The organism is Nonomuraea sp. NPDC001699 (assembly GCF_053596455.1).
In genome coordinates this window covers 133,931-151,588 of the sequence record NZ_JBSFGF010000017.1, presented here as the reverse complement: position 1 = coordinate 151,588, position 17,658 = coordinate 133,931, and the positions used below count along the sequence as shown (strand labels likewise).

Sequence of the window (17,658 nt, the reverse complement as noted above, 5' to 3'; positions counted from 1 at the left end):
CAGGTTAGACGCGGGCGGTGACCGGATCCGACGGCTCGGCGCCTTCGCTGCGGGACAGCGCCACGTCGCGAGTCTCGCGCATGGTCAGGTAGACGACCAGGGACACGGCGGCGCAGGCGGAGACGTACCAGAAGAAGCCGGACTCGATGCCCTTGTCCTTGAACCACAGGGCGACGTACTCGGCGGTGCCGCCGAACAGGGCGTTCGCGATCGCGTACGGCAGCGCCACCCCCAGGGCGCGCACGTGCGTCGGGAACAGCTCGGCCTTCACCACGGCGTTGATCGAGGTGTAACCGGTGACGATGACCAGGCCGGCCAGCGACAGGACGAGCGCGCCCCCGAAGCCGCTCGCCCCGCCCAGCGCGCTCATCAACGGTACGGTCCCCAGCATCGACCCGATCCCGAACGTGATCAGCAGCGGCCTGCGCCCGATCCGGTCCGACAACGCCCCGGCCAGCGGCTGGATGCACATGAAGATGAACAGCGCGCAGAAGCTGACCAGCGTCGCGGTCTCCTTCGCCAGACCCGCGGTGTTCGACAGGTACTTGGTGAGGTACGTCGTGTAGGTGTAGTACGCGACCGTCCCGCCCATGGTCAGGGCGATGACCAGCAGCGCCTCCTTCTTGTGCGCGAGGAGCTGCCTGATGGTGCCCTTGTCCCGGCGCTCCTCTTCCTCCTCGCCGTACACCTCCGTCTCCAGCAGGCTGCGGCGCAGGTAGAACACGACGGCGGCGGCCACGGCCCCGACCACGAACGGGATGCGCCAGCCGTAGGAGTTCAGGGCCTCCTTCGACATCGTGTTCTGCAGGATGATCTGCAGGCCGAGGCCGACGAGCTGGCCGGCGGTCATGGAGACGTACTGGAAGCTGGAGGCGAAGCCGCGCCGGCCGCGGGGGGTGGCCTCGGTCAGGTAGGTGGCGCTGGCGGCGTACTCGCCGCCGACCGACAGGCCCTGGAGCAGCCGCGCGACCACCAGGACCAGCGCGCCGGCGTAACCGACCGACTCGTACGTCGGGGCGACGGCGATGAGCAGCGCGCTGGCCGACATCAGCGTGACGGTGAGCGTGAGCGCCGCCTTGCGGCCCCGGCGGTCGGCGTAGCGGCCGAGCAGCCAGCCGCCGAGCGGGCGCATGAAGAAGCCGACGGCGAAGATGGCCGCGGTGTTGAGCAGTTTGGCCGTGTCGTCCCCGTCAGGGAAGAACGAAGCGGCGAAGTACACGGCGAAGCTGCTGTAGACGAACCAGTCGTACCACTCGACCAGATTGCCGACGGAGCCGCCGATCACTGCCTTCCACGGCACGCGCGCTTTGTTCATGTAGGACCTCCTGGGGGGAGTGGATGCAGGCCAGAGCCTCTCCCCAGAAGGTTGTTCGGACAAGGTCGGCGGCTCAGATCTAACGTGCGCTTAACATCGGGTTCTTCTCAGCGCAACGGAGGCTGCGCGTTCCTGGCGCGTTCGAGCGCGAGATCGGCCCACCACTCGCCGCTCTCCGGGGCCACCACGCCGCGCTCGGGGTCCTTGTCGCCGTTCGTGCCGCGCCGGCAGCGCCCGCCGGAGCTGCCCGCCCGGGTGATCCACAGGTAGGCGTCCACGAGCTCCTCGCCGGTGTCGGTCGTGGGCCGTTCGCCGACGCCCCGGCCCGGCGGGTTGCACCAGACCTGCGGGTCGGCGTACTTCTTCGTCGGCGTCCACGAGCCCTGGCCGTTCCTGGCGGTGTCCACCACGAAGTGCGGCAGGTCGCCGCCGGGGTCGGCGTCCTTCGGGCAGGTCGTGCCGCCCGTCCTGCGCATGACGGCGACGCAGGCCGACAGCGACTTGCCGTACTCGACGGCCTTCGGGGTGCGCTGGAAGGAGGCGGTGTTGACGAAGAACCCGTCGGCCTGGTCGATCCCCGCGCCGATCAGGCGCCGGGCCATGATCTCGGTGCCGGGGTAGAGGTCCTGGCTGCCGTCGAGGTAGACGGCCGTGCCGGGGTGCCCGGTCCGCAGCGACCGCACGGCCTCGCGCAGGTCCCGGTAGCGCTGCTCGGCCGTGCCGGCCAGCTTGCAGTCCTTGGTGCCGGGGAGGTTGACCAGGCTGGAGGGCTCCAGGATGATCACGGCCTTGCGGTCGCCGATCTGGCGGGCGACGCCCTTGACCCATTCCTGGTAGACCCGCATCTCGCCCGCGCCGACGGCGGCGCAGTCGCCGCCGCCCGGCATGTAGTTGATCAGGAGCACGGGCACGCCGCCCGCGTCCTGGGCGGCGGTCACGGCGGTCTCGACCGTGGCCCTGACCTCGGGCTGGTTCAGGCGGACGGCGTGCGGGACGGCGGCCAGCCGGTCCATCAGGGCGGCGTCGGCCGGGCGGTCCTTCCGCCACACGGCGGCCTGGCGGGCGGCGGCCTTCTCCTTCTCGGAGTAGAAGGTGACGCCGTTCTCGCGGAGGGGGTTGCGGGGGGTCGTCGTTCGGGCGGGGGTTCCCTGGTCGGTGGTGGGCGTGGTCGTACGGGGGGTGGCGGTGTCGTGGCGGGTCCACAGGAGGGCCGTGGTGACGCCCGCGGCCAGCACGACGGCCGCGGAGGCCGCCAGCAGCCTCGTACGCCGCTTTCCCGCCGCCGTCCCGTCCGTCCCTTCGGGGGGAGCCGTCCCGTCCGTCCCTTCGGGGGGAGAAGGGGGAAGAGTGCGCCGCCCGTCGGTGGTGGGTGGGGGAGGGGGAGTCCGGGCCTCGGAGGGGGGTGGGGTGGGGAGGGCGGTTGCGGGGGTGGTGGTGCTGAGGTGGTCCATCAGTTGCTGGGCCGTGGGGCGGGTGGCGGGGTTCTTGGAGAGGGACGCCGTCACCAGGTCCAGCAGCGGCCCCGACAGCCCGCGCAGCTCGGGAGCCTCGTTCACGATGCGTAACAGGATCGTCGGCACCGACCCCGCCCCGAACGGCGGCAGCCCCCCGGCGGCGAAGGCCACGGTGCAGCCCCACGAGAAGACGTCCGAGGCCGGCCCGACCGGCGAGCCCGCCACCTGCTCGGGCGACATGTACGACGGCGTCCCCACGATCGCGCTGCTCATCTCCGCGTCCGCCAGCCGCGCGATGCCGAAGTCGATGACCTTGGGTCCCACCTGGGACAGCAGCACGTTCGACGGCTTGAGGTCCCGGTGCACGACCCCGGCCCCGTGGATGGCGCGCAACGCCATCGCCATGGCCGCCGCGAGCCCGTCCAGCGCCGAGCCCTTCAGCGGCCCGGAGTCGCGCACGGCGTCGTCGAGGCTGGGCCCCTCGACGTACTCGGTGACCAGGTACGCCACGTCCGCCCGTACGTCGGCGTCGAGCACCGGGGCGGTGCAGAAACGGGCGACCCGCCGGGCGGCGGCCACCTCGCGGGCGAACCGCCGCCGGAAGTCGGGGTCGGAGGCCATCCTGGCGTGGATGAGCTTGACGGCCACCCGCGTGCCGCCGGGGTCCTCGCCCAGGTAGACGACGCCCATGCCGCCCTCGCCCAGCCGGCCCAGCAGGGCGTAGCGCCCCACCTGCCGCGGATCACCGTCCCTCAGCGCCTCCGACGTCATGACTCGTCAGGCTACTCGGCGAGGGGGCGGACCGTCAGCCGCCATTCGTCCCACTCGTCGAGCAGCTCGAAGCCCATGGCCTCGTTGATGGCCAGCATGTGGGTGTTGGACGTGGCGTTCCAGGTGATGATCCGCTCCAGGTGGGGCTCGCGCTCGCGCAGCCACAGCAGGTTGGAGATCTTGAGCAGCAGGCCCAGGCGATGGCCGCGGTGCTCGCGCAGGACGGTGGTGTCGGTCTGGTGGCCCCAGCCGTCGGAGCGGTCGGCGGCGAGGTAGATCCGCGTGTAACCGGCGGGCGCGCCGTCGGAGTCGCGCCTGGCGATCATCGTGTAACAGGTCTCGCCGCCGACCGTGACGCGCTCCTCGCGCAGACGCAGGCGGTCGAGGCTGAAGGTCATGTCCTGGACGTCGGCGTCGCGCGGGGCGTCGTTCATGCCGCTCATCACCGTGGCGAGGTCGGCCAGCAGCTCCGGCCCGGCCGGACCGGCGAAGCGCTCGACGGTGTAGCCGGGGACCTCGGGCAGCATGCCGCGCAGCGCGTCCCAGTCGGCCGTGCGCAGGTCGAGCGTGCGGCGGGCCTCCTGGAGAGCGACCGTCATCCCGTGGGCGCGGGCGAAGCGGGCGCCGACGCCGGTGGTGGGGGTCTCGGTGAGCAGCAGGGTGCGGCCGTGGGCACGCATCCGGCCGAGCGCGTGCTCGAACAGCTGGGTCCCGAGGCCGCGGCCGCGCAGCTCGGGCCGGACCACGAGCGGGAAGATCCAGCCCATGTGCCGGTTGTCGTGCTGAGGGAGCGCCAGGCTGTAGCCGCCGGCGACCTCGCCGCCGTCGGTCAGGACCCAGGTCTCGACCCGGTCGCCGGGAGGGCCCAGGCGGGCGATGACGGACAGGCGGAGGAGTGACAACTTGGGGCCGGGCTCGTGCGCGTGGGCGGCCAGGTAGGCGTCGTACAGGCCCGTCATCAGCTCGCCCGGCCGGTCGAAGTCGATTGGCTGGATGTGCATCCGTCCAGCCAATCGCATCGGCGCCGCCTCCGGCCAGCCGTTTTACCGCCGGTGCCCCTACTGCCGGTAGTTCTCCACCTCGCCGGCCGGGCGGACGGCCGCGCCGTCGGGGTCGTCGCCCGCGCCGCGCCTGGCCCGGCGCTGCCGGAGCAGGTCCCAGCACTGGTCGAGCGCCACTTCCAGCTCCTTGACGCGCGCGTGCTCCTCGTCGGAGGTGACCTCGCCCGCCGACAGCCTGCCGCGCAGTTCGTGCTCTTCGGTGACCAGAGCGCTGATCCTGGTGAGAATCTCGTCGTCCCGCATGCCCAAGACTCTAACGACTGCGTGATAGAACACGCCCTATGTCTGGTATCGCGCTGGTAAGGAAGCCCGGCCCCCGGATCGCCGAGGGCATCGTCACGCACATCGAGCGCGAACCCGTGGACCACGAGCGTGCACGTCACCAGCATGACGCCTACGTCGCGGCGCTGGCCGCCGCCGGATGGCGGCCCGTCTACGCCGAGGACGCCGACCATCTGCCCGACGCGCCGTTCGTGGAGGACGCCGTGGTGGTGTCGGGACGGCTGGCCGTGCTCACCCGGCCGGGCGCGCCGGACCGGCGTCCCGAGGTCGAGTCGGTGGAGCGGGCCGTACGGGAGCTCGGCCTGAAGGCCGTCAGGATCGCCCGCCCCGGCACCCTGGACGGCGGCGACGTGCTCCAGGTCGGCCCCACCGTGTACGTCGGCAGGTCGGGCCGGACCAACGACGAGGGCGTCGGCCAGCTCGCCGCCCTGCTGCCCGAGCGCCGGATCGTGCCGGTGGGCCTGCGCGGCGTGCTGCACCTGAAGTCGGCGGTGACCGCCCTGCCCGACGGGACGCTCATCGGCGATCCCGGTCGCGTCGAGCTGCCGGACCTGCTGGAACCGCCGGAGGAGCCGGGCGCGCACGTGGTGCCGCTGGGCGGCGACCGCGTCCTGCTGGCCGCCTCTGCCCCGGGGACGGCGGCGATGCTGGAGCGGCGCGGGCTCGCCGTGACGACGGTGGACATCTCGGAATTCGAGCGGCTGGAGGGCTGCGTCACCTGCCTGAGCGTGCTCATCCCGGACTAGAGGACAGGGCGAGCCGGAATTTCACGGCCCCCACCAGGCGTTTTCCCATTGGTTGACCGATCGGCTCTCATGATGTGAGATCAGGGGCGGCGTATCCCGAGACGTCTGGTAGCGTGCTTGGCATGCTGCGCGGGCTGCTTCTTAGCTGCCGCGGCGAGGGCCTGTAAGGCCGGCTCCCTCGTCGCGGAGCCAGTCATGCGCGTCGGCCGCTTTCACTCGACCGACGAGGAGCAGCAGACATGAACGCCCAGCAGCCCAGCCCCATGCCGGCCCATCGTTACGAGCCGTTCCAGCCGATCAGGCTGACCGATCGCACCTGGCCCGACCAGGTCATCACCAAGGCGCCCCGGTGGTGCGCGGTAGACCTGCGCGACGGCAACCAGGCCCTGATCGACCCGATGGACTCCCACCGCAAGCTCCAGATGTTCGAGCTGCTGGTGCGCCTGGGCTACAAGGAGATCGAGGTGGGCTTCCCGGCCGCCTCCCAGACCGACTTCGACTTCATCCGGCAGATCATCGACGAGGGCCGCGTCCCCGACGACGTCGCCATCCAGGTGCTGACCCAGGCCAGGCCCGAGCTGATCGAGCGCACCTTCGAGGCGATCGAGGGCGCCAAGCAGGCCATCGTCCACCTGTACAACTCGACCTCCACCCTCCAGCGCCGCGTCGTGTTCGGCCTGGACCGGGAGGGCATCACGGCCATCGCCGTCGAGGGCGCCAAGCTGGTCAAGAAGCTGGCCGACGCCACCGACGTCGACGTGCGCTTCCAGTACTCGCCCGAGTCGTTCACCGGCACCGAGCTGGAGTACGCCGTCGAGGTGTGCGACGCCGTCAACGAGGTGTGGCAGCCCACCCCCGACCGCAAGGTCATCATCAACCTGCCCGCCACGGTCGAGATGGCCACGCCCAACATCTACGCCGACCAGATCGAGTGGATGCACCGCAACCTCAAGCACCGCGACTCGATCGTGCTGTCCCTGCACCCGCACAACGACCGCGGCAGCGCCGTGGCCGCCGCCGAGCTGGGCTACATGGCGGGCGCCGACCGCATCGAGGGCTGCCTGTTCGGCAACGGCGAGCGCACCGGCAACGTCTGCCTGGTCACGCTGGGCATGAACCTGTTCTCCCAGGGCGTCGACCCCGAGATCGACTTCAGTGACATCGACGAGATCCGCCGCGTCACCGAATACTGCAACCAGCTGCCGGTGCACCCGCGTCACCCGTGGGGCGGTGAGCTGGTCTACACCGCCTTCTCCGGCTCCCACCAGGACGCCATCAAGAAGGGCTTCGAGCACCTGGAGCGCGACGCCGCGGCGGCCGGCACGCCGGTGGCCGAGTTCACCTGGGCGGTGCCCTACCTGCCCATCGACCCGAAGGACATCGGCCGCTCCTACGAGGCCGTCATCCGGGTCAACAGCCAGTCGGGCAAGGGCGGCGTGGCCTACATCATGAAGGCCGACCACCAGCTCGACCTGCCGCGCCGGCTGCAGATCGAGTTCTCCAAGGTCGTGCAGGCCCGTACCGACTCCGACGGCGGCGAGATCAGCCCCGCCGCCATGTACGAGATCTTCCGCGACGAATACCTGCCCAACCCCGCCAACCGCTGGGGCCGCCTGAGCCTCATGGCCCACCGCCACGAGTCGACCGTCGACGACAAAGACCGCATCGGCGCCGACGTGCGCCTCGACGGTGAGATCCGGGAGATCTCGGGCGTGGGCAACGGCCCGATCTCGGCGTTCATCGACGCCATCGCCGGGGTCGGCATCAAGGTGCGGGTCCTCGACTACGTCGAGCACGCGATGAGCGCGGGCAGCGACGCCAAGGCCGCCTCCTACCTGGAGTGCGAGGTCGACGGGCAGGTGCTGTGGGGTGTGGGCGTCGACGCCAACACCACGACGGCCTCGCTCAAGGCGATCATCTCGGCGGTCAACCGCGCCGCGCGCTGAACCGTCCGGTCGGGCGGAGAAGGGCAGGAGCACCGCGCTCCTGCCCTTCTCCGTGTCGTGGCGGGCCGTTCACGTGGCGAGCCCGAACTCCCCGGCGGCCAGGCGCAGCGCGTGGTCGAAGGCCGCCCACCGGCGCTCGATCGTGTTGTTGAACTGGCCGAACACCTCGAAGTTGACCCAGCCGTAGAGCGTCGCCCAGGACGCCATCGCCCGCCACACCACGTCGTCGGGCACGCCGGACATCAGGGCGCGGATGTTGTCGGCGTCCGCGGCCACCTCGGCGGGCGGCTCGGGAGTGGCCGGCGGGTGCAGCGCGCCGGCGTTCCAGGCGTCGGCGACGATCGCGCCGAGCACGGTGACGTCGCGCAGGCGGGCCACGACGGTGTCCTGCGGCGCCTGGTAGCCGGGCACGGGCGAGCCGTAGATCAGCGCGTACTCGTGGGGGTGGGCCACCGCCCAGTCGCGTACGGCGTGGCCGGCGGCCAGCCAGCGGTCCAGGTGGGCCGTCCGCGGGCAGGCTGCCTCGGCCTGCTCGACGGCCTCGCCCAGCGCGTTGTAGCCGTCGATGATCAGGGCGGTCAGCAGGTCGTCGCGGCTCGGGAAGTAGCGGTAGATGGCCGAGGAGACCATGCCCATCTCCCGCGCCACGGCCCGCAGCGACAGGCCGCCGGCGCCGTCGGTGGCCAGTTGGCGGCGGGCGATGTCGGTGATCTCCCTGGTGAGCTCGGCTCTCACGCGTTCTCGCGCGGTACGGCTGGCTGTCATGGACAGCAGATTATCAGAGCACTAGCAAAAAACGAGAGCACTGCTCTTGACGATTGCCGCTCTCTTGAGAGAGCATTGCTCTCGTAAGCGAACAGCGCACCCCCACAGGAGACCCCCATGCTCGCCCTCGCCAAGAACGCCAACGCCGTCCTGATGTTCTTCCTGGAGCTCGGCGTGCTGGGCGCGGTGGCGTACTGGGGGTTCACGCTCAGCCCCAACTGGCCGATCAAGCTCCTCGCCGGGCTGGGCGGGCCGGCGCTGTTCATCGCCGCGTGGGCGCTGTTCGGCGCGGGGGGCGGCGCCAACGCCACGATCCCGCTGACCGGTCTGGCCCGCGCCGTGCTGGAGATCCTCTGGTTCGGCGGCGGCGCGCTCGCGCTCTACGCCGCCGGCCGGGTCACCCCGGCGATCGTCTTCGCCGCCGTCTTCGTCGTCAACGCGGTGCTCCGCGTCATCTGGAAGCAGGTCTGATCATGGGTAAGCACGTCGTCGTGGGGTCCGGCCAGGTCGGCACGCATCTGGCCACCAAGCTCGCCGCTCAGGGGCACGAGGTCGTCGTCGTGACCCGCTCGGGCCGCGGCCCCGAGGGGACGGTCAGGGTGGCCGCCGACGTCGCCGACAAGGCCCGGCTGTCCGAGCTGAGCAAGGGGGCCGACGTCCTGTACAACTGCGTCAACCCGGCCTACCACCGCTGGCTCACCGACTGGCCGCCGATGGCCGAGTCGTTCCTCGCCGCCGCGGAGTCGAGCGGGGCCGTGCTCGCCATCCTGGGCAACCTCTACCCGTACGGGCCCGTCACCGGCCCGATGACCGAGGACCTGCCGCTCGCCTCCACCACCCCGAAGGCCCAGGTGCGGGCGAAGATCTGGCACGACGCGCTGGCCGCCCACCGGGCCGGGCGCATCAGGGCGACCGAGGTGCGCGGCTCGGACTTCTTCGGCCCAGGCGCCACCGACCAGTCCCACCTGGGCACCCGCTTCATCCCGGCGCTCAGGGCGGGCAAGACCGTCCGGCTCGTCTTCCCGGCCGACGTCCCGCACAGCTGGACCTACCTGCCGGACGTGGCCGACGCCCTGATCACGGCGGGCGCCGACGAGCGGGCCTGGGGCCGCCCCTGGCACGTGCCCACCGACGACCCGATGACCTTCCGCGAGGTCGGCGCGCGGATGGCCGCCCTGCTGGACCTGCCGGCGCCGAAGATGAGCACGCTGCCGTGGCCGCTGCTGCGGGTGTCCGGGCTGTTCTCGCCCATGATCGGCGAGCTGCGGCACGTGCGCTACCAGTTCACCGCGCCGTTCGTGCTCGATTCCTCGGCGTTTCAGCAGGTCTTCGGCGTCGCGCCTACGCCGATGGAGGCCGCGCTGAGGGCTACGCTCGACGGATGAAGATAGCCATGATCGGCCTGGGCGACATCGCGGAGAAGGCGTACCTTCCCGTGCTCGCCGCCCAGTCCCTCGACCTCCACCTCTGCACCCGCAACACCGCGCGGCTCGACCGGCTCGGGGACGCCTACCGCGTCGCCGACCGGTCCACCAGCGTCGACGAGGTGATCAAGGCAGGGGTCGACGCCGCGTTCGTGCACGCCGCGACCGAGGCGCACGCGGAGATCGTCGAGCCGCTGCTCAGCGCCGGGATCCACGTCTACGTCGACAAGCCGATCGCCTACAGCCTCGCCGAGTCCGAGCGCCTGGTGCGCCTGGCCGAGTCCGAGGGCCGGTCGCTCATGGTCGGGTTCAACCGTCGCTTCGCCCCCGGCTACGCCGGGCTCCTCGCCCTTCCCCGCCACCTCGTGCTGATGGAGAAGAACCGCGACAACTACCCCGACGCGCCCCGGCGGGCCATCTTCGAGGACTTCATCCACGTCGTGGACACGCTCAGGTTCCTCGCCCCCGGCCCGGTCACCGAGACCAGGATCCGCACCCGCGTCCGCCGCGACCTGCTTGAACACATCGTCCTGGAGCTGTCGGGCGCCGGGTTCACCGCGATCGGCGTCATGAACCGGGTCAGCGGCGCCGGCGAGGAGACCTGCGAGGTCATGGGCGACGGCATCAAGCGGCGCGTGGTCAACCTCGGCGACGTCCTCGACTACGAGGGCGGCGAGACGCTCACCCGGCGGCCCGACTGGGTGCCGGTCGCCCGGCAGCGCGGCATCGAGCAGATCTGCCAGGAGTTCCTGCTCGCGGTCCGCGAGGGCCGGGTGATCGGCGCCGACGACGCCCTGATCACCCACGCGATCTGCGAGGAGGCCGTCAGCCTGGCTTCCTGATCCGCATCGACTCGTCGGCCCTGGCGAACATGCGGTCGAACGTCGTCCCGCCCAGCCGGGCGAGCACCGTGTAGCCGTCGGTGTCGCTCAACGGGCTGGAGGAGGAGACCACCCCCGCCACCGAGTCGCCGTACAGGACCGGGCCGCCGCTCCCCCCGGCGGCGGCGTGGCAGTTGCGGGTGACCATCACCCCGGGGCCCACCGTCGAGCCCTCCACCGCGTCGCCCAGGCATCGGTACATCTGCGTGCCCGGGTAGCGCTTGCCCGCCGGATAGCCGAGCAGTTCGAGCCCGCGCAGCCCGGCGCCCCGGCCCGTGCGCAGCGGCGGCAGGCCCTGGCCGACCACCGCCTCCAGCGGGCGCTTGCCCTTGACGACCCCGACCAGGCCGACGTCGTACGGGAGCACGTCGGGGGAGTCGGGGGCGGCCTTCCAGCGGTCGGGCACCCAGGTCCGCACTGCGGACCAGACGCCGAGCCGCGGGTTGCCCCGGTCGAAGCCGGGCATGAAGGCCAGCCGCCTGAGCGGCCGGCCGTCGTGGTAGAGACAGTGCGCGGCCGTCAGCACCAGGCTGCGGCTGCGCGAGCCGATGACCGCGCCCCCGCACCACACGTCGGTGCGGGTGACGGGATCATGGCCGAGCAGCACCCCGGTCAGCCGCCGCGCCCCCGTGTAGGGGCGCGGGACCGGCGCGTAGCCCAGGCGGTCGCCGTCCGGGGTCAGCACCTGGGGGACGGGGACGCTGCGCTGTGAGACATCGGTGACGCCAGCCGGATCGAGCAGGACCAGAGACAGTACCAACCTGAGCACCTTCCCACTCTACGGGGAAGATGATCAATGCCCTGACCTGCGACACCAAGGTTTACCTAAGTGGGGGATTGTCATGCGTCGTACTGGGCGCCCAGGGCCCGCAGGCGGGCGTGGACGTCCTCGTACACCGAAGGGGCTCCCAGGTAGGTCTTGGGCAGCTTGGCGACCATGGTGTAGTTGGTGTCGCACACGTTCCCGACCGGCGCCTGGCCCGCCTGGCTGACGAGCTGGTACGCGTCCAGCGTGTCGAGGCCGGTCAGCTCCGACGTCCAGGTCACCAGGTCGTGCTGGCTGATGCGGTAGGCGTCCTCCAGGGGCCTGGCCGAGCCGGTGGACATCAGGTGCAGGTCGTCCTCCAGCCGGGGCCACGGCGTGGCCACGCCCTTGATCAGCTCGACCGCGACCACGGTGTTCATGGCCGACTCCACGGCCGTGCCGCAGACCTCGCCGTGCCCCTGCAGACCATGGCCGTCACCGATCGAGAACATGCCGCCCTCGACGTTGACGCCCAGGTAGACGGTGACGCCCGCGCGCAGCTCCGGGGTGTCCATGTTGCCGCCGTGCGCGTCGGGGGTGATGGTCATGCGGGCCTCGTTCGCGCCCGGGGCCACGCCCACCGTGCCGTGCATCGGGTCGAGCGGCAACGCGACGCTGAAGTCGCTGTTGCGCGCGTGGTAGACCGCCACGCCCTTGTCCACGTCGATGTCGTAGCGCCACACCCGCTCCTCCAGCGGCGGCTGGAGCGTCGCCGTGGTGTGGGTGCCGGTCAGCGCGCCGAAGTGCGGGAACGTGGTCGAGACCGCCCAGTCGCGGGCGGGCGTGATCTTGACGAAGTGCAGCGCCAGCGTGTCGCCGGGCTCGGCCCCCTCCACGTGGAAGGGGCCGGTCACCGGGTTCAGGTACGGGAACTCGCAGACCCGCGACGGCAGGTCGTCCACGGTCCGCACCCGGCCGCCGAAGCAGTCCTCGGTGTACAGCTCCATCACCGTCCCGGGCCGCACCCTGCCCAGGGCGGCACGACCACCGAAGGTGTAGCTGAGCTCCTCCGGCGAGGGGTGGTAGGAGACGACGTTCACTTGACCTCCGAGGGAAGAACGGGCCTGCGGCCCATGCGGTAGGCGATGCCGAGGCCGAAGATACCGAGCAGCAGCCAGATGCCGCCTACCCACTGGGCGGCCACGTTCTGGTTGTACACGACGGCCACCAGGACGACGAACCCGATGACGGGCACCACGAGATGCATCAGCAGGTTACGGCTGCGCCTGCGGAAGACGTAGTGCACGACCACGGCGATGTGCAGCAGCAGGAAGGCGGTCATGGCGCCGAAGTTGACCAGCGAGGCCAGCTCGCCGATGCCGTTCTTCCGCGTGCTCATCCAGATGCCGAGGGCCAGGGAGATCGCGGCCACCAGCAGGGTCGCGTTGACCGGGACCTTGTGCCGCGGGTCGACCTTGGACAGGAACGAGGGCAGCATGCGGTCGCGGGCCATCGCGAACAGCAGCCGGGAGGTGGCCGCCTGGGCGACCAGCGAGTTGGCGAAGCCCCACGCGACGGCGGTGGCCACGGCCGTGAGCACGGACAGCCAGTGGCCGCCGGCGAACTCCGCGGTGTCGTAGAACGCGTTGCCCGTCGTGTCGCCCGCGGAGATCAGGGTCTCCCGGTTGGGCGTGAGCAGCGCGGCCACCCAGGTCTGGACCACGAACAGGACGGCGGCCAGGCCGAGCGCGGCCAGCATGGACCGGCCGAGCCGGGCGCCGCCCTCGCGGTTCTCCTCGGCCAGCGTGGAAATGCCGTCGAAGCCCAGGAACGACAGCACCGCCACCGACGCGGCGCCGAAGACCACCGTCCAGGTGAACGAGGAGGACTCGAAGATCGGGGTGAACGCGCTGGTCTGGGCCTTGCCCTGGGCCAGGGCGATGACGCCGACCACCAGGAAGATCGCCAGCACGATCAGCTCGGCCACCAGCATGACCCTGGTGATCCTGGCCGTCATCTGGATGCCCAGGTAGTTCACCACCGTGTTGAGCAGCACGAACACGACCAGCCAGCCCCAGATGGGGATGCCGGGCACGAACGAGGTCATGGCCGTGCTGGCCACCAGGTAGAGCAGCGCGGGCACGAGGATGTAGTCGAGCAGGATCGCCCAGCCGGCGATGAACCCGACCGGCGCGGCGATGCCCCGCCCGGCGTAGGTGTAGACCGAGCCGGCCATCGGGAACGCGCGGGCCATCTGCGCGTACGACAGCGCGGTGAACCCCATCGCCACCAGGCCGATGATGTAGGCGAGCGCGACCATGCCGTGGGAGACGGCGAAGACGTTGCCGAAGATGCCGAACGGCGCGATCGGCACCATGAAGATCAGGCCGTAGATCATCAGGTCGGAGAAACCCAAGGATCTCTGGAGTTCCTGGCGATAGCCGAACTGCTCGATAGTGCTCATCTGGGGCTCCTCGAAGCGTGGGGGGCGATTGGCACCTTAGAGCCAAAGCTTTCTAGTGAAAAGGTTTCTCAAGCAAGAAATCCAGGCCGTCCGCCCTGCCGAGGTGCACCGTGCGCCGCACCTGGCGGTTCAGCAGCGTGAGCGGGCCGCGCGCGCTCACGATCGTGGTGCCGTCGGCGACCGCGTCGAGGGCGGGGACGGCCAGGCTGCCGGCCCGTCCGGACAGGGCGGCGAGCATCGCGACGGCCTCGTAACAGCCCTGGCCGTGGGCGTTGAGCATGGGGGCGTGCGGGCCGAAGCGTTTGGCGTACCGCTCGGCGAAGTGCAGGCTGGCCTCGGTCGGCAGGTCGCGGAAGTAGCCCATCGAGGCGTAGAGCTCGCCGGTGCCGTCGCCGCCGATGCCGAGCAGGCCGTGCTCCTCCAGCGCCCCGCACAGCCGGGCCGCGCCGAGCCCGCTCGCCGCGTAGGCCCGGTTGAAGGCCACCAGGTCGCTGCCGATCAGCGTGAGCAGGATCGCGTCGGGGCGGGCGCCGGCGATCCGGTCGAGCCAGGAGGCCGCCTCGCCGTACCGGACGAACGTCTCGCCGACGACGGTCGCGCCGCGCGCGCGCAGCCGGCGCCGGGCGCCCGCGTGCACCAGGCGCGGCCAGACGTAGTCGTTGCCCAGTAGGTACCAGCGGCGTGCCCGGTGGGCGCGGACCAGCCATTCGATGCCGGGTTCGAGCTGCCTGCCGGGGGTCTCGCCGAGGAAGTAGACGCCCGGCGCGTGCCCTCCGCCCTCGTACGGCGGCGCGTACACGAACGGGACCCGCCCGCCGATCGCGGCGACCACGTCGACCCGGACGTCGCTCGCGTGCGTGCCCACCACGGCCTCGACCGTGCCGGACGCCACCAGGCCGGCCACCTCGGCGGCCACCTCGCGCCCCGGCCGCCCGCCGTCGACGAGCACCAGCTCGACCTGCCTGCCCAGGACGCCGCCCCGGGCGTTGACCTCTTCGGCGGCCAGCACCGCGCAGTTGATCGCGCACGGTCCCACCAGCCCGAGCACCCCGGACACGGGCACGACGAGGCCGATCCTGACCGCGTCTGAGGGGAGGAGCCGGGCCTCGAAAGGATCGACGATCGCCGCCACGCCGACGAGTATCCTCCGAACTAGCTCTCCGGTGAAAGGACCTGATCTTCCATGGCTAAATCCGGGCTGGGGTCCTCACTCGCGTACGTGCTCAGCCGCGCCGAACGCGAGGTCACGCGCGGCCTGGCGGCGACCCTGGCCGGTGAGGACGTCACCGTCGAGCAGTGGCGCATCCTGCGCGCGCTGGCCGACGGGCGCGGCCACTCGATGGGGGAGCTGGCCGAGGCGGTGCTCATGCCGCACCCGACGCTCACCAAGGCGGTCGACCGGCTGATCGACCGGGCGCTGGTCCACCGGGGCGCGTCGGCGGGCGACCGGCGGCGGGTGGCGGTGTTCCTGGCCGACCGGGGGCGCGACCTGCTGGCCCGCGTGGACGGCGCGGTGGCCGAGCACCACCGGGCCGTCGCCGCCGCGTTCGGCCAGGAGCGCACCGAGCGGCTGATGCGCGAGCTGGAGGACCTGGCGGCGGCCCTCGACCGCGCCTCGGCCGAAGCCGTGGCCCCCCGCTAGCCCAGCCAGTACGTGTCGTGGCGGATGAAGAACTCGGCCTTCTCCTCCTCGCTCTTGCCCGCCAGCTCCGGCAGCCCCTCGAAGTAGCCCTCGCGAGGGGCGCCGGGGGCGAAGTGCAGCAGCATGGTCGCGGGCTCGCCCGACTCGTTGCGGAAGGCGTGCACGCCGCCCTCGGGCACGTGGACCCAGTCGCCGGGCCGCGTGTCGATCCAGCGGCTGCCGTCGTAGATCCGCACCGAGCCTTCGAGGATGTAGAACGACTCGGAGATCGACTTGTGGAAGTGGGGGCTCGGCCCGGACGGCTCGGGCCCCATGACCCAGCGGTAGAGCCCGAACTGGCCGTTGGTGGTGGCTCCGGTGGCCAGGTAGTGGACGGTGTTGCCGTTCTGGTAGGTCAGCTCGGGGCCGTGGGCGTAGGGGCGGTACGTGGCCGACAGCTCGCCGGTGTCGCCCGAATAGCGCGGTTCCGGATAGGTCATGAGGCCATCCTGCCCGAACCGCCGGCGGTCAGCTCTCGCGGTTCCTCCTGTCGTGGTCGCCCCACACCAGAAGGGCCACGCCGACGGCCGCGAGCCCCAGATACGCCGCGAGGGGCAGCTCCACGAGCCGCCCCACGAACCCCCACTCCGTGTCGAACCAGACGCGCCCGACGAACCCGCCGAGCCCCTGGAGCACGGCCATGATCCCGAAGAAACCCCTCATGGCCTCGACAGTGGCAGAACGGGACCCGCCCCGGCATCCGACCTTGGGCGGGTCACGTGCGACCAAAGTCGGTCAGGGGTAGAGCCCGCGCATGCTGTGCGCCTCGGCGACCCGGCCCACGCCGATCACGTGCGCCGCCTCCCGCAGCGTCAGCCCGCGTTCGGCGGACATCGACCTGACCTCGGCGAAGGCGCTCTCCATCAGGTCGCGCAGCTTCACCTCGACCTCACGCGAGCTCCAGGAGAAGGCCTGCATGTTCTGCACCCACTCCAGGTAGGACACGATCACCCCGCCCGCGTTGGCCAGGATGTCCGGCACGACGGTGGTGCCGTTGGCGGCCAGGATCTCGTCGGCCTCCGGCGTGGTGGGGCCGTTGGCGCCCTCCACGATCAGCCGGGCGCGCACGCGGGGCGCGTTCGCCTCGGTGATCACGCCTTCGAGCGCGGCCGGGACGAGCACGTCCACGTCCAGCTCGAAGAGGTCGTCGTGGGCCATCGCGTCGGCGTGCGGGTAGCCGGACACGCCGCCGGTCTCGGCCACCCAGGCGCGCACGCGGGCGACGTCGAGGCCGCCGGGCGCGTAGAGCGCGCCGGTCACGTCCGAGACGGCGACCACCTTGCAGCCCTCGTCGGACAGGTACTGCGCGGCCAGCGCGCCCACCTTGCCGAAGCCCTGCACGGCCACCGTGACGCCCTCGGGTGAGCGCCCGAGCGCGGCCAGCGCCGCGATCTGCACGCCGCGCGAGGTCGAGCCGGTGCGGCCGAGCGAGCCGCCGAGCGTCATCGGCTTGCCGGTGACCACGCCGGGCACCGAGTAGCCGGCGTTGACGCTGTAGGTGTCCATGATCCAGGCCATGGTCTGCTCGTCGGTGCCGACGTCGGGGGCCGGGATGTCCTTCTCCGGGCCGATCAGCGGCAGGATCTCGTTGACGTAGCGGCGGGTGAGCCGTTCGAGCTCGATCGTGGTCAGCGCGCCCGGGTCCACGGCCACGCCGCCCTTGGCGCCGCCGTACGGGATGCCGACCAGTGCGCACTTCCACGTCATCCACATCGCCAGGGCGGTGACCTCGTGGATGTCGGTGCCGGGATGAAAGCGGATACCGCCCTTGGCGGGGCCGCGTGAGACGTTGTGCTGGACGCGGAAGCCCTGGACGACGTCCATGCGCCCGTCCTCGCGGCGCACCGGGACCGAGACGGTCAGCGAGCGGCGCGGCGTGGCCAGCATCGTGCGGAGGCCGTCGTCGAGCCCGAGGTGGGCGGCGGCCTGATGGAGTTGGTGGAGAGCGGAGTCGAGCGCCTGTTGACCAGGTGTGATCAGCGCCGGCGTCTTTGACGGCACCATGATGCTCATGGTCGAGTTTCCTCCTGTATGCGCGCCCAGTTTGCGGGAGAAGGCGCCATTGCCTTCCCTCTTGGGCGTGTTGTCTCGATCATCCTAGGCCGGGCTGTTTGACCTTGCCT

Annotated in this window: 18 protein-coding genes; 6 read left to right on the top strand and 12 right to left on the bottom strand. The window is 71.3% G+C overall.

What is annotated here, in order from left to right; genetic code table 11:
• Window positions 1–4 precede the first annotated feature (4 nt).
• The 4 genes from ACWCSU_RS37480 to ACWCSU_RS37465 form a co-directional block, all read right to left on the bottom strand.
• Window positions 5–1,315 carry an MFS transporter gene (locus tag ACWCSU_RS37480; RefSeq protein ID WP_449941538.1) on the bottom strand — a complete coding sequence of 437 codons (1,311 nt, stop codon included), beginning with the start codon at window positions 1,313–1,315 and terminating at the stop codon, window positions 5–7.
• A 107-nt stretch (window positions 1,316–1,422) separates the two neighbouring features.
• On the bottom strand, window positions 1,423–3,540 hold the full coding sequence (locus tag ACWCSU_RS37475; RefSeq protein WP_449941535.1) for a glycoside hydrolase family 6 protein: 2,118 nt from the start codon (window positions 3,538–3,540) through the stop codon (window positions 1,423–1,425).
• 11 nt (window positions 3,541–3,551) lie between these two features.
• Window positions 3,552–4,541, bottom strand: coding sequence for a GNAT family N-acetyltransferase (locus ACWCSU_RS37470; protein ID WP_449941532.1), 990 nt, complete (start codon window positions 4,539–4,541; stop codon window positions 3,552–3,554).
• A 57-nt stretch (window positions 4,542–4,598) separates the two neighbouring features.
• Window positions 4,599–4,844 carry a DUF2630 family protein gene (locus tag ACWCSU_RS37465; protein WP_364086829.1) on the bottom strand — a complete coding sequence of 82 codons (246 nt, stop codon included), beginning with the start codon at window positions 4,842–4,844 and terminating at the stop codon, window positions 4,599–4,601.
• A gap of 38 nt (window positions 4,845–4,882) precedes the next feature.
• Here ACWCSU_RS37465 and ddaH point away from each other — a divergent pair, with 38 nt between their 5' ends.
• Together ddaH and leuA are read left to right on the top strand one after the other, a co-directional pair.
• The gene (gene ddaH / locus ACWCSU_RS37460; protein ID WP_449941531.1) at window positions 4,883–5,629 is read left to right on the top strand and encodes a dimethylargininase; all 747 of its coding nucleotides are present in this window, start codon (window positions 4,883–4,885) and stop codon (window positions 5,627–5,629) included.
• Between the two features lie 239 nt (window positions 5,630–5,868).
• Window positions 5,869–7,575 (top strand): 2-isopropylmalate synthase, encoded by a 1,707-nt coding sequence (leuA, locus tag ACWCSU_RS37455; protein ID WP_357694038.1) that lies wholly within the window; start codon window positions 5,869–5,871, stop codon window positions 7,573–7,575.
• A 69-nt stretch (window positions 7,576–7,644) separates the two neighbouring features.
• Here leuA and ACWCSU_RS37450 read toward each other — a convergent pair whose 3' ends face one another.
• On the bottom strand, window positions 7,645–8,340 hold the full coding sequence (locus ACWCSU_RS37450) for a TetR/AcrR family transcriptional regulator (RefSeq protein ID WP_449941527.1): 696 nt from the start codon (window positions 8,338–8,340) through the stop codon (window positions 7,645–7,647).
• Between the two features lie 117 nt (window positions 8,341–8,457).
• On the opposite strand from ACWCSU_RS37450, the gene ACWCSU_RS37445 reads away from it, so the two are divergent.
• Genes ACWCSU_RS37445 through ACWCSU_RS37435 form a run of 3 tightly spaced genes read left to right on the top strand, consistent with a single transcriptional unit; the run spans window position 8,458 to window position 10,606 of the window.
• Window positions 8,458–8,811 carry a YrdB family protein gene (locus ACWCSU_RS37445; protein WP_357694033.1) on the top strand — a complete coding sequence of 118 codons (354 nt, stop codon included), beginning with the start codon at window positions 8,458–8,460 and terminating at the stop codon, window positions 8,809–8,811.
• 2 nt (window positions 8,812–8,813) lie between these two features.
• Entirely contained in the window at window positions 8,814–9,725 is a 912-nt protein-coding gene (locus ACWCSU_RS37440; protein ID WP_357694031.1) for an NAD-dependent epimerase/dehydratase family protein, read from the top strand.
• Window positions 9,722–10,606 (top strand): Gfo/Idh/MocA family protein, encoded by an 885-nt coding sequence (locus ACWCSU_RS37435; RefSeq protein WP_357694028.1) that lies wholly within the window; start codon window positions 9,722–9,724, stop codon window positions 10,604–10,606. Before ACWCSU_RS37440 ends, ACWCSU_RS37435 begins: the two co-directional genes overlap by 4 nt.
• Here ACWCSU_RS37435 and ACWCSU_RS37430 read toward each other — a convergent pair.
• The 4 genes from ACWCSU_RS37430 to ACWCSU_RS37415 all read right to left on the bottom strand — a co-directional run bounded on the left by ACWCSU_RS37430 (window position 10,590) and on the right by ACWCSU_RS37415 (window position 14,986).
• Window positions 10,590–11,414: a trypsin-like serine peptidase gene (locus ACWCSU_RS37430; RefSeq protein ID WP_449941525.1), complete on the bottom strand. Its 825-nt coding sequence runs from the start codon at window positions 11,412–11,414 to the stop codon at window positions 10,590–10,592. The two genes, ACWCSU_RS37435 and ACWCSU_RS37430, sit on opposite strands and share 17 nt — an antisense overlap.
• Before the next feature lie 71 nt (window positions 11,415–11,485).
• The gene (locus ACWCSU_RS37425) at window positions 11,486–12,490 is read right to left on the bottom strand and encodes an acetamidase/formamidase family protein (RefSeq protein WP_397042728.1); all 1,005 of its coding nucleotides are present in this window, start codon (window positions 12,488–12,490) and stop codon (window positions 11,486–11,488) included.
• Window positions 12,487–13,854, bottom strand: coding sequence for an APC family permease (locus ACWCSU_RS37420; protein WP_357694020.1), 1,368 nt, complete (start codon window positions 13,852–13,854; stop codon window positions 12,487–12,489). Before ACWCSU_RS37420 ends, ACWCSU_RS37425 begins: the two co-directional genes overlap by 4 nt.
• A 52-nt stretch (window positions 13,855–13,906) precedes the next feature.
• On the bottom strand, window positions 13,907–14,986 hold the full coding sequence (locus ACWCSU_RS37415) for a substrate-binding domain-containing protein (RefSeq protein WP_449941523.1): 1,080 nt from the start codon (window positions 14,984–14,986) through the stop codon (window positions 13,907–13,909).
• A gap of 51 nt (window positions 14,987–15,037) precedes the next feature.
• Between ACWCSU_RS37415 and ACWCSU_RS37410 the strand changes: the two genes are divergently transcribed.
• Window positions 15,038–15,496, top strand: coding sequence for a MarR family winged helix-turn-helix transcriptional regulator (locus ACWCSU_RS37410; protein ID WP_449941520.1), 459 nt, complete (start codon window positions 15,038–15,040; stop codon window positions 15,494–15,496).
• Here ACWCSU_RS37410 and ACWCSU_RS37405 read toward each other — a convergent pair.
• From ACWCSU_RS37405 to ACWCSU_RS37395, 3 genes are all read right to left on the bottom strand, one after another.
• Window positions 15,493–15,975 (bottom strand): cupin domain-containing protein, encoded by a 483-nt coding sequence (locus ACWCSU_RS37405; RefSeq protein ID WP_357694012.1) that lies wholly within the window; start codon window positions 15,973–15,975, stop codon window positions 15,493–15,495. The two genes, ACWCSU_RS37410 and ACWCSU_RS37405, sit on opposite strands and share 4 nt — an antisense overlap.
• A gap of 28 nt (window positions 15,976–16,003) precedes the next feature.
• Window positions 16,004–16,198: a hypothetical protein gene (locus ACWCSU_RS37400; protein ID WP_357694010.1), complete on the bottom strand. Its 195-nt coding sequence runs from the start codon at window positions 16,196–16,198 to the stop codon at window positions 16,004–16,006.
• A 72-nt stretch (window positions 16,199–16,270) separates the two neighbouring features.
• Complete coding sequence (locus tag ACWCSU_RS37395) at window positions 16,271–17,548, bottom strand: Glu/Leu/Phe/Val family dehydrogenase (RefSeq protein ID WP_357694008.1); 1,278 nt, start codon at window positions 17,546–17,548, stop codon at window positions 16,271–16,273.
• Between the last annotated feature and the right edge of the window lie 110 nt (window positions 17,549–17,658).

Bases quoted from the DNA above. Each gene is read 5' to 3' on its own strand.
- ACWCSU_RS37480 (WP_449941538.1), bottom strand. From the start codon at position 1,315: ATGAACAAAGCGCGCGTGCCGTGGAAGGCAGTGATCGGCGGCTCCGTC.
- ACWCSU_RS37475 (WP_449941535.1), bottom strand. From the start codon at position 3,540: ATGACGTCGGAGGCGCTGAGGGACGGTGATCCGCGGCAGGTGGGGCGC.
- ACWCSU_RS37470 (WP_449941532.1), bottom strand. From the start codon at position 4,541: ATGCACATCCAGCCAATCGACTTCGACCGGCCGGGCGAGCTGATGACG.
- ACWCSU_RS37465 (WP_364086829.1), bottom strand. From the start codon at position 4,844: ATGCGGGACGACGAGATTCTCACCAGGATCAGCGCTCTGGTCACCGAA.
- ddaH (WP_449941531.1), top strand. From the start codon at position 4,883: ATGTCTGGTATCGCGCTGGTAAGGAAGCCCGGCCCCCGGATCGCCGAG.
- leuA (WP_357694038.1), top strand. From the start codon at position 5,869: ATGAACGCCCAGCAGCCCAGCCCCATGCCGGCCCATCGTTACGAGCCG.
- ACWCSU_RS37450 (WP_449941527.1), bottom strand. From the start codon at position 8,340: ATGACAGCCAGCCGTACCGCGCGAGAACGCGTGAGAGCCGAGCTCACC.
- ACWCSU_RS37445 (WP_357694033.1), top strand. From the start codon at position 8,458: ATGCTCGCCCTCGCCAAGAACGCCAACGCCGTCCTGATGTTCTTCCTG.
- ACWCSU_RS37440 (WP_357694031.1), top strand. From the start codon at position 8,814: ATGGGTAAGCACGTCGTCGTGGGGTCCGGCCAGGTCGGCACGCATCTG.
- ACWCSU_RS37435 (WP_357694028.1), top strand. From the start codon at position 9,722: ATGAAGATAGCCATGATCGGCCTGGGCGACATCGCGGAGAAGGCGTAC.
- ACWCSU_RS37420 (WP_357694020.1), bottom strand. From the start codon at position 13,854: ATGAGCACTATCGAGCAGTTCGGCTATCGCCAGGAACTCCAGAGATCC.
- ACWCSU_RS37410 (WP_449941520.1), top strand. From the start codon at position 15,038: ATGGCTAAATCCGGGCTGGGGTCCTCACTCGCGTACGTGCTCAGCCGC.
- ACWCSU_RS37405 (WP_357694012.1), bottom strand. From the start codon at position 15,975: ATGACCTATCCGGAACCGCGCTATTCGGGCGACACCGGCGAGCTGTCG.
- ACWCSU_RS37400 (WP_357694010.1), bottom strand. From the start codon at position 16,198: ATGAGGGGTTTCTTCGGGATCATGGCCGTGCTCCAGGGGCTCGGCGGG.
- ACWCSU_RS37395 (WP_357694008.1), bottom strand. From the start codon at position 17,548: ATGAGCATCATGGTGCCGTCAAAGACGCCGGCGCTGATCACACCTGGT.